This window comes from Nostoc sp. PCC 9305, assembly GCF_963920915.1.
Taxonomy (GTDB): domain Bacteria; phylum Cyanobacteriota; class Cyanobacteriia; order Cyanobacteriales; family Nostocaceae; genus Nostoc.
In genome coordinates this window covers 24,823-34,271 of record NZ_CAWUDN010000088.1, presented here as the reverse complement: position 1 = coordinate 34,271, position 9,449 = coordinate 24,823, and the positions used below count along the sequence as shown (strand labels likewise).

The following is a 9,449-nucleotide window of genomic DNA, read 5'->3' as shown; positions in this document are numbered from 1 at the left end:
TCATACTCTTGACAAAATCCCTAAGAGATCGAATGAAACAGCCCTGCCTTAAAAAAGGGGGAACCAGAGTCAAAGTCCCCCAATTTATCGGGGGATTTAGGGGGATCTTCAACGATTTTGGTTTTATACAAAGATGTGTGTACACCGTAGGTCTATAAAGGTGGAGCTGGAAGTGGCTTTGCTGCAACTGCAAAAGGTGAGCGTCCACCCTGTCCCACTTCAAACTGATTCATCATATCGTGGTCTTCGTGAACCGCATTGTGGCAGTGTGACATATATTTACCTGTATTAGGGCCAAACTTACCAATGACTCGTATAGTTTCGTTTTCCCCAACATAAAAAACATCTTTCAACCCACGCTCGTAAGCAAAAGGTGGTTTACCATTACGATCGAGCATTAGGCAATCAATTAGGTGAAGGTGGATAGGATGAAACGCACGACCTGATGGGTTAGACAATTTCCAGATTTCAACATCGCCTAATTTAGGGTTAGCATCAATTCGGGTGTTATTCCAGGTTTTGCCATTGATCACCCAAAGATTATTAGAGCGGTCATACTTAAATTCTCTGGTTCGCACTGCTGAAGATTCTGGGATAGGCTGGATTGTACGTAACCTGGAGGGAATAGAGCTATTATCTGGTTCACGCCGCACAACATCAAAGCGCATAATTTGATTCGTACCGTCGTAATTCGTGTTGTTAGGAAGTCCGAGATTTCGTAGCACTACCTGAGAGCCGACTGGGTATTTAGAAAAGTCAATAATAAATTCGTAACGTTCTGCTGGCGCCAACCGGAAATTTTTGACTTTAACTGGTGCGCTCATTAATCCGGCATCAGTGCCAATCATAATAAAATCATCGCCATTGCTCAGGGCAAGATTGTAAGAGCGCGAAATCGAACCATTCAAGATCCGGAAACGGTACTTATGGGTATCCACCTCCATGCGCGGCCAAGGCGCACCATTGACCAAAATGACATCACCATATTGACTAATATCACCTTGGGTATTAAAGACTAACCTGCCAGTATTAGTAAACTGCTTATCTTGGATAAATAGTGGTACGTCGTATTTACCTTTGGATAAGGGTAGTCCAAGCTCAAAGTCATCTTGAACAATGTACATGCCTGCCAAACCCATATAAATATTACGCGCAGTATTATGAATGGCGTGGTCGTGATACCATAACGTAGCCGCGCGTTTGTTCGGATAGACGTAATCTTTGTAAAAACCCGGTCGTGTCAAATCTTCAGCATAGCCATCGTACTGCGGTAACGATCCCATGCCATGTAAGTGAACTGATGTTGGTGTATCGACACTATTATTGATAAAGCGAATTATTGATTGTCGCCCTTGACGTTGCTTAATTGTGGGGCCAGGAGCAATACCGTTATACGCCCATATCTGCGTTGTTAGCCCAGGTAAAATATTAACCTGAGCTTTTTTCATCACGATCTGGTAGTAATCTGTGGTCGCATTGCTCCGCACTGGTTTAAGTACTGGCGGTATGGGAAGTTTGATCCTAAAACGAGTCGGCTGAGGACTACCAGCAGTTGCTGCTTGTCCGCGAGATAGCAAGCCTATAGGAATCAGCAAAGAACCACCTGTAAGCGCTCCTAGCTTCAGGGCTTCTCGTCTAGTTATTTTTATCACTTTTATTTTTTTATTGGTGTATTGCGAAATTTGCCTGAATGGTTTTAGCAATCAGTAGATTTGAAAAAGTTTGAAATACTAAGATTTACGTACTGTACAAACACATCATTTTGTGTATTAACCTAAATAGGTCGTCTCAGCTTTTTACAAATTATTTTTTATCATTTGCATAGCATTCTTTATATGAATGTACATTTCTGTTTGTTTGTTAAATTTACAAATATATCCACAGAAAGTCAACCAGTTATTAATTTCATTGAATCCCCAAAACCTTAAATATGGCTTGATTTCTGCTTCATGGCTTGCATTCCTACTTCTTTTTAAATTTAGAAAAGCCGACACATCTTTTACTAAATTTTTAGGTCAATGGGAAATTTTTGTACGCTATCTATAAATTCTTAAGTGGGTTATGGTGAGCAAATTTATCTACAATATTGAGCTATTTAATGTCTTTCTTTAGTACAGTTAATTGCTAACTATAAGTATTATGTTTCATGTCTTTACTTCACTTATATATAACTATTACGTCATCTATTGCTGGATGGGATGGCGCTTGCATCTGTGCATCGCCTAGATCGAGAAACATCTGGGATTTTGTTGTTGGGACGCGATCGCCAAACGCATCGGCAAATTAACCAGCAGTTTCAGCAACGCCAGGTTCACAAGGTTTATAAAGCGATACTTTCCGGTGTTGTGACAGTTGACTAAGGTAAAATTACTTCGCTTCGAGCATCCGCAATCAGAAAAAACCCTGTATTTACAATCAATTACGCTCTTTTGACGCTCAACTCTTGTCTGGGAAGCAGGAAACGCACTACTTTCCTTTAATCTCCTCACCTAACAGCTAGCCTATTGCTTTTTAAATTTGTATGTGATAACTTCTGCTTGTAGCTAATTGCACGGTTATCCTACCGATTTACCGTATTTATGAGACTTAATATCATAGCTAAGAGCTTCCCAATAGAAATATCCAACTACAAATGATTGCGAGACACCCCACAGAATTGGATGAGTTATTCCTTGGAGATTCCTAAATGAGCAGTAAAGACAAGAGTGCTGGAGTTGACATATAGACTCTCATTCTTATCTTTTCTTTAATAAAAGGAGTAATAAAAAAGTTGTTGAATCATTTCAAAAAATTGTTATTTTTATTGCCACAATGCTCAACCAAGCCCTTTAGTGCCTTATTGGTTTATAGTTCCTGGCTAGTTTTGGTGATTTCTAGCTGCGCTCAAAGTAACTCTGCAAATAGTAATACCACTGCCCAAAATGTCAGTAACCAGACTCAAGAGAAAACTAGTTTGATTCGCCTGGGGTACCAAAAGGGAGGTGTAGTACCAATTGCACGTCAAAGAGGAGAGTTAGAGAAGAAGCTTGCAGCCGAGAATATCAAAGTTGAATGGGCTGGCCCTTTTGACCGATGTGCTACTTTACTCCAAGCCATTAGCGCGAATCAAGCCGATATCGGCGGGTGTGGAGACATTCCTGGATTGTCAGCTATTGCTGCCGGTCAGGAGCTTTGCATTGGGGCTGTCCAGCGTCCCAGACCGGAATCATTGGCGAGTGCGATCGTAGTCCGTGGTGATTCTCCTATTCGTAAGCCCGCTGACCTTGTAGGTAAAAAAGTTGCCGTAAATCAGGCTGGTGCAGGTGAGTACCTGTTATTAAAAGTATTGGAAAAAGAGAAAATTTCTAAAGATAAAGTTCAGCGCGTTTTCTTGGCTCCAACTTATGCTGCACCTGCTCTCTACCAAGGAACTGTAGACGCTTGGGCAGTTTGGGAGCCATACATCTCAGTTGCCGAATTAGAGCATGATGTTAGGAGAATCACCACAACCCATCCAGCGCCAACCTACAGTGTAATGCTTGTGCGTAATCAGACTGCGGCTAAATCTCCAGAAGCGGTGAAAGCTGCTTTGAACGGTTTAAGCAATGAATACGATTGGTTGAATCAAAATACGGCAAAATCAGCCGAGTTTCTAGTTAAAGACATCAAAATTTCTCCAGCCGTAGCCAAGCGAGTAACTGAGAATCAAGGGCCACAGCTACTTGTCACACCTAATGCTGATGATGTTGCCAAAATCCAGAAGACGGCTAACTGGATGCTAGAGCAAAAGATTCTATCGAAAAGGGTAGATGTTGCAGCAACTATTTGCCCCACCGCTAAGTAGGAGCAGAGGGGCGGGGATCAGGGGAGCGGGGAGAATAATTTTCTTGTTCCCTAACTCAGTAAGGGAATTCTCTGAATTCCCAGTCTCTAATCTAAAATTCAAAATTCAAAATAGCATGACTAAAGTATTCATTCTCGATGCCAACAAACAACCGTTATATCCAGTACGCATCAGCCATGCTAGGCTGCTATTGTCACAAGGAAAAGCTACTGTCTTCCAGCGATATCCTTTTACTATCATTCTGAAGGAGTCCCTTTCTCATCTAAAACTTGAGCAACTTGGCTTCAAGATTCATCCTGGTATTAAAATAAATCGTAATTGAATTCTTAATTACGAATTACGAATTACGACTTAGTAATTAATCTTAGTCGCCTCCTAAACAGAGGAATATAGATGACGAACCACGCTATTTTAGAACCGTTATCAGAAGACCAATGGTTTATTGAGAGCCAAGAACTACGATCCTTTGTAGCAACAGTGCGGGAAATTAGCGCTAACACTGTTGACGATCGCACTCAAACTCTCGCTAGACTAGAACCCTATTTTCAAGAACTGCTTGCTCAACAGGAATGGCTACCGGAAGAGTTTGCCCAAGTCAATCCCGAAAGCCGCATGGGTGGCGGTATTGGTCAATGGCTGCTTTATCGCGCTAAAGACCGTTCGCTGTCAGTATTCAGTTTGGTAATTCCCCCAGGTTCAACGACTCCCGTCCACGATCATTTAGCCTGGGGATTAATTGGTTTATACAAGGGCGATCAAGAAGAAACAGTCTATCGCCGTGTAGATACCGGTGATACTGAAGGACACGCACAATTACAAGTAACTGAAGTGCGTAGCCTTCAACCAGGTGATATCTACCGCCTCTTACCCCCAGATGGTGATATCCATGCCGTCAAAACCACATCCCAGAGCGCATCTGTATCCATCCATATTTTAGGTAATGATACTGGTTGTATTTTGCGTCACCAGTTCATCCCAGAATCTCACAGCGTCAAATCCTTTCGCTCTGGATATTCCAACGCTCCCTGTAAAGAAGAGGAGGAAAAAGAACATGGCCAATTATATTAGACCAAAACCCCCAGTTTTCGAGCGAGTTGAAGACGAACGCCTGCACCGTAAGCAACGCCTCGCCGCCGCCTTTCGCCTGTTTGGTAAGTTTGGCTTCAGCGAGGGAATCGCAGGCCATATTACGGCTCGCGATCCTGAGTTTACAGACCATTTCTGGGTCAATCCATTCGGGGCATACTTCGGTCATATCCGAGTTTCTGACCTGATTCTAGTTAACAAAGAAGGTGAGGTGGTTAAAGGCGATGCTGAGGTAAACCAAGCTGCTTTCGCCATCCATTCTCAGATTCATGAAGCTCGACCTGATGTCATCGCAGCAGCTCACGCCCATTCACTTTATGGTAAAGCCTGGTCTAGTTTGGGGCGTCTCCTTGACCCCTTGACTCAAGATTCTTGTGCTTTTTACGAAGACCATGCCCTGTTTGACGATTTTACAGGTGTTGTTTTAGAAACTTCTGAAGGTCAGCGATTGGCACAAACCTTGGGGCCAAAGAAAGCTATAATTTTACGCAATCACAGCATTTTAACTGTGGGACATACAGTGGATGAAGCTGCCTTTTGGTACATTAGCTTGGAGCGATCGTGCCAAGGTCAACTGCTGGCTGAAGCTGCGGGTAGACCCACTACTATCAAACACGAGACAGCCCGTTTAACACAAACTCAAGTGGGGTCACATGTAAGTGGGTGGTTCAGTTTTCAGCCACTTTACGACCGGATTGTGCGCGAAGAACCCGATTTACTAAATTAGTGCTGTGTTTTTTGGCATTGGCATAATAGGCGGGGAAGTTTCCAGTTAAATCACCCCGCTATTTTGATGTCAACTAAACCTAAATTTATTTATATACTCCGGTAAACCTATAAGTTTATAGTATTACTATAGTTCAGAGAAATCATTTTGATGATTAACCAAATCTTGCGCCGCTTAATTCCCAAGTGGATATCGTTGATAGAATTCAGGAATATCCCATTTAACAACCAGCATAAATTATTCTTTTCTTCTGCTTTACCAACAGTGGGGGCTTTTGTTACAGGTCTTTGTCTGAGCTTGCTATTTGCTGCTTGTTCATCGACACCTACTGTTAATGCCCCTAATAACAGTGCCACATCTCAGGGTAATTCTGCTTCTAGTAAAGCAACCGTAGTCAGATTTGGCTATCAAAAAACGACCGTTTTGCTGAGAACTAAGGGTGTTTTAGAGAAGCGTTTAGCGCCAGAAGGTATCACTGTACAGTGGACTGAATTTCAAGCGGGGCCACAACTACTAGAAGCCATGAATGTGGGTAGTATTGACATTGGCCCTGTGGGAGAATCACCACCAATATTTGCTCAAGCAGCGGGGACATCACTAACTTATGTTGTTGGTACTGCGGCTACTCCGGCTAGTTCCGCAATTCTTGTTCCTCAGAATTCACAAATTCAAAAAGTTTCTGACTTGAAGGGCAAAAGAGTTGCCTTTCAAAAAGGATCTAGTGCCCACTTATTATTAGTCCAAGCTTTAGAAAAAGCGGGATTGAAATATACAGATATTGAACCTAAATATTTGGCTCCGGCTGATGCCCGTGCTGCATTTGTAAAAGGGAGTGTAGATGCTTGGGTAATTTGGGACCCATTTTATGCAGCGGCTCAAGAGGCAACTAAAGCTAGAGTCCTAATTGATGGCACAGGAATTAATAAACAGGGAGGATATTATTTGATGACTCGCAAATTTGTCACTGAAAATACTCAAACTGTCAAGGCAATAGTGGAGGAAATTAAAAATCTTGAAGAATGGTCTAAACAGAATCGAGAAGAGGTAGCAAAAACTCTCGCACCTGTGTTAGGAATTGACTTGGAAACGATGAAAAAAGCAACTAACAGGCGGACTTTTGGGATTGTACCAATTGACGACAATTTGATAAATCTACAACAAGGTGTTGCAGATACATATTACAAATTGAAGTTAATTCCCAAAGAGGTAAATGTGAAAGATGCAATGTTGACAAAAAAAGAATATGCAGCATTTTCACCAAAAACTTAAACTAGTACAATGAATCGCCTGTAGGGGCATAGAGATGTATGCACCTACAGATGAAATTGGTATTAGTAGCAAATTTGAAAATGTAAATCTTGGAATTGATTATGACTAATCCTACAGAACTACTGCGATCGCGTTACGGTGAAATTCCCTTCAATCCCGAAATTGCATGGAATGATTCGCTAACAGCACTACTATCTCACCGTTCAATTCGGTCTTATCTAGCCGATCCTTTACCACCGGGAACTCTGGAATTGCTAATTGCAGCCGCCCAATCTGCATCTACTTCCTCGAATTTGCAAACCTGGAGTGTGGTAGCAGTCGAAGATCGACAGCGCAAAGAGGAGTTATCCAAGCTAGCGGGAAACCAAGCACATATTAAGCAGGTTCCTTTATTCTTGGTTTGGTTAGCAGATTTGGCGCGTCTAAGTCATGTTGCTGACAGTCGCGGCATATCTCATGATGCGCTGGAATATTTGGAAATGTTTGTGATGGCAACAATCGATGCAACGTTAGCAGCGCAAAATGCCGCAGTTGCAGCTGAGTCACTTGGTTTAGGAACAGTCTATATCGGTGGAATCAGAAACCACCCGCAAGAGGTAGCACAGATATTGAATTTGCCCTCCTCTGTGTATGCTGTATTTGGGCTGTGTGTGGGCTATCCAAATCCTGAAGTAGAAGCGGCAATTAAACCAAGGTTGCCCCAGTCAGCTGTGCTGCATCGTGAAACCTATAAATTGGCAGAGCAAGAAGAAGCGATCGCTCACTACAACGACATCATGAAAGAATTCTATACTGAACAAAAGATGAATGTTCCTGGCGATTGGTCAGAACACTCAGCCCAACGCATCGCTACTGTAGAATCATTGAGAGGACGCGATCGCTTGCGTGAAGCTCTCAATAACCTTGGCTTCAAGTTACTGTAAACAACAAGAATCAAGATTATGGATTTGCAACTCCGTGGCAAAGTCGCCTTAGTGACAGCTGCTAGTAAAGGTTTGGGCAAAGCTACAGCGAGGCAATTTGCCCGTGAGGGTGCAAAAGTTGCCATCTGCGCCCGCAGGCGAGCCAATCAGGCTTACAGCATGGGAAGCACGCGGGGACGAGATCCGGTCGGGAAGGCTGCGTCGATTCGATCGAGTTCGGTTTGGGTCAGATTGAGTTCCCCGGCTCCCGCGTTTTCAGCGGCGTGTTCGGGGTTGGATGCTTTGGGGATTGCGAAGAGCGAGGAATGCCGCACCAGAAATCGGAGCGCGACTTGGCGAGGGGTGGCGTTATGGGCGGCGGCGATTTCCTGTAGTACGCGACCCGCGGTTGTGCGCGAACTGGGAAAATTCCCATGACCGAACGGGCTGTATGCGACTACGGCGACCCCATGCTTCTCACACCAGGGGATCACAGCGTGTTCGATCGCTCTCTCTTTCAAATGGTAAAGGACTTGATTGCAGACGAGAGAACCCTCGCCAGCGATCTTCTGGACTGCTTCAAGGTCAGGCACATCGAAGTTGCTCACGCCCCAGCAGAGAATCTTCCCCTCGTGCTGAAGCTGCTCGAAGGCAGCGATCGTCTCCTCCAGTGGGTGTTGACCGCGCCAGTGCAACAGATAAGAGTCCAGCCGATCGGTATGAAGTCGAGCGAGGGATTTCTCGCAGGCTATGATCGTCCCTCTCCGAGAAGCATTTCCAGGAAGAACCTTGGAAACCAGGAAAACCTGATCGCGTCGTCCAGCGATCGCCTCTGCGACCACCTCCTCAGCGCTACCGTACATCTGTGCCGTGTCGATATGGGTCATGCCGAGATCGAGTCCTTGGCGCAAAGCGGCGATCGCAGAGGCGCGGTCACCGTTATCGATGTACCAGGTTCCTTGACCGATCGCTGCCACCTCGCGCTGCGTGGAACCAAATCGATGCTGTTCCATACCTGTCCTCCCGATTAACGCTCCGAGTCCTCACGCCATCTGCCGTACCTGCCCTGCATGGCTGAACAGCTCGATCATTTCCCGGTTGAAGGCTGGGATGTCGTCTGGCTTGCGGCTCGACACGAGGTTGCTATCAACTACAACTTCCCGATCTACCCACTGGGCACCTGCGTTCTGGAGATCGGTCTTGAGCGACGGCCACGAAGTGATCTGCCGTCCGCGCACCACATCTGCCTCGATCAGAGTCCAAGGCCCGTGGCAGATCACCGCTACCGGCTTGTCAGTATCAAAGAAGGACTTTATAAACTCGATCGCCTTAGCTTTAGTCCGAAGTTGATCTGGATTGGCAACACCACCGGGAAGCAGGAGGGCATCATAGTCGGCTGGATTTACTCGATCGAGGGGGACATCTACCGGGAAAAAATCCCCTTTGTCATAATGGTTCCAGCCCTGAACGCGATCGCTCTTAGGTGAAATGATGTGGGTTTGAGCACCTGCTGACTCAAGGGCTTGCTTGGGTTGAGCCATTTCAACTTGCTCAAAGCCATCTGTAACCAGAATGGCAACTTTCTTATTTGTGAGTTCTTCTGTCATCTCTACCTCCTAAAGTATTGGCTAGACTTGGTTTT

General features: G+C 44.7%; 9 protein-coding genes and 2 pseudogenes. 8 read left to right on the top strand and 3 right to left on the bottom strand.

Annotated elements, in window-relative coordinates; translation table 11 throughout:
* Positions 1-152: 152 nt before the first annotated feature.
* Positions 153-1,652: a multicopper oxidase family protein gene (locus ACM0OX_RS26460; RefSeq protein WP_414517905.1), complete on the bottom strand. Its 1,500-nt coding sequence runs from the start codon at positions 1,650-1,652 to the stop codon at positions 153-155.
* Between the two features lie 522 nt (positions 1,653-2,174).
* On the opposite strand from ACM0OX_RS26460, the pseudogene ACM0OX_RS26455 reads away from it, so the two are divergent.
* The 8 genes and pseudogenes from ACM0OX_RS26455 to ACM0OX_RS26420 all read left to right on the top strand — a co-directional run.
* Positions 2,175-2,357 (top strand): annotated as a pseudogene (locus tag ACM0OX_RS26455) (pseudouridine synthase); the annotation flags it as partial.
* 413 nt (positions 2,358-2,770) lie between these two features.
* Positions 2,771-3,823: an aliphatic sulfonate ABC transporter substrate-binding protein gene (locus ACM0OX_RS26450; protein ID WP_414517904.1), complete on the top strand. Its 1,053-nt coding sequence runs from the start codon at positions 2,771-2,773 to the stop codon at positions 3,821-3,823.
* Between the two features lie 115 nt (positions 3,824-3,938).
* Positions 3,939-4,145, top strand: coding sequence for an RRXRR domain-containing protein (locus ACM0OX_RS26445; RefSeq protein ID WP_322666382.1), 207 nt, complete (start codon positions 3,939-3,941; stop codon positions 4,143-4,145).
* 71 nt (positions 4,146-4,216) lie between these two features.
* On the top strand, positions 4,217-4,891 hold the full coding sequence (locus ACM0OX_RS26440; RefSeq protein ID WP_414517903.1) for a hypothetical protein: 675 nt from the start codon (positions 4,217-4,219) through the stop codon (positions 4,889-4,891).
* Positions 4,875-5,636: a class II aldolase/adducin family protein gene (locus ACM0OX_RS26435; RefSeq protein WP_335007183.1), complete on the top strand. Its 762-nt coding sequence runs from the start codon at positions 4,875-4,877 to the stop codon at positions 5,634-5,636. Before ACM0OX_RS26440 ends, ACM0OX_RS26435 begins: the two co-directional genes overlap by 17 nt.
* 150 nt (positions 5,637-5,786) lie before the next feature.
* Complete coding sequence (locus tag ACM0OX_RS26430; protein ID WP_414517901.1) at positions 5,787-6,905, top strand: sulfonate ABC transporter substrate-binding protein; 1,119 nt, start codon at positions 5,787-5,789, stop codon at positions 6,903-6,905.
* A gap of 101 nt (positions 6,906-7,006) precedes the next feature.
* A complete protein-coding gene (locus ACM0OX_RS26425) occupies positions 7,007-7,828 on the top strand; it encodes an NADPH-dependent oxidoreductase (RefSeq protein WP_414517900.1) in 822 nt (273 codons plus the stop codon).
* 18 nt (positions 7,829-7,846) lie between these two features.
* A pseudogene (locus ACM0OX_RS26420) lies at positions 7,847-7,927 on the top strand (3-oxoacyl-ACP reductase); the annotation flags it as partial.
* 53 nt (positions 7,928-7,980) lie between these two features.
* Here the strand turns inward: ACM0OX_RS26420 and ACM0OX_RS26415 are convergent.
* Entirely contained in the window at positions 7,981-8,820 is an 840-nt protein-coding gene (locus ACM0OX_RS26415) for an aldo/keto reductase (RefSeq protein WP_414517898.1), read from the bottom strand.
* A gap of 30 nt (positions 8,821-8,850) precedes the next feature.
* Positions 8,851-9,414 (bottom strand): type 1 glutamine amidotransferase domain-containing protein, encoded by a 564-nt coding sequence (locus ACM0OX_RS26410; RefSeq protein WP_414517896.1) that lies wholly within the window; start codon positions 9,412-9,414, stop codon positions 8,851-8,853.
* Positions 9,415-9,449 lie beyond the last annotated feature (35 nt).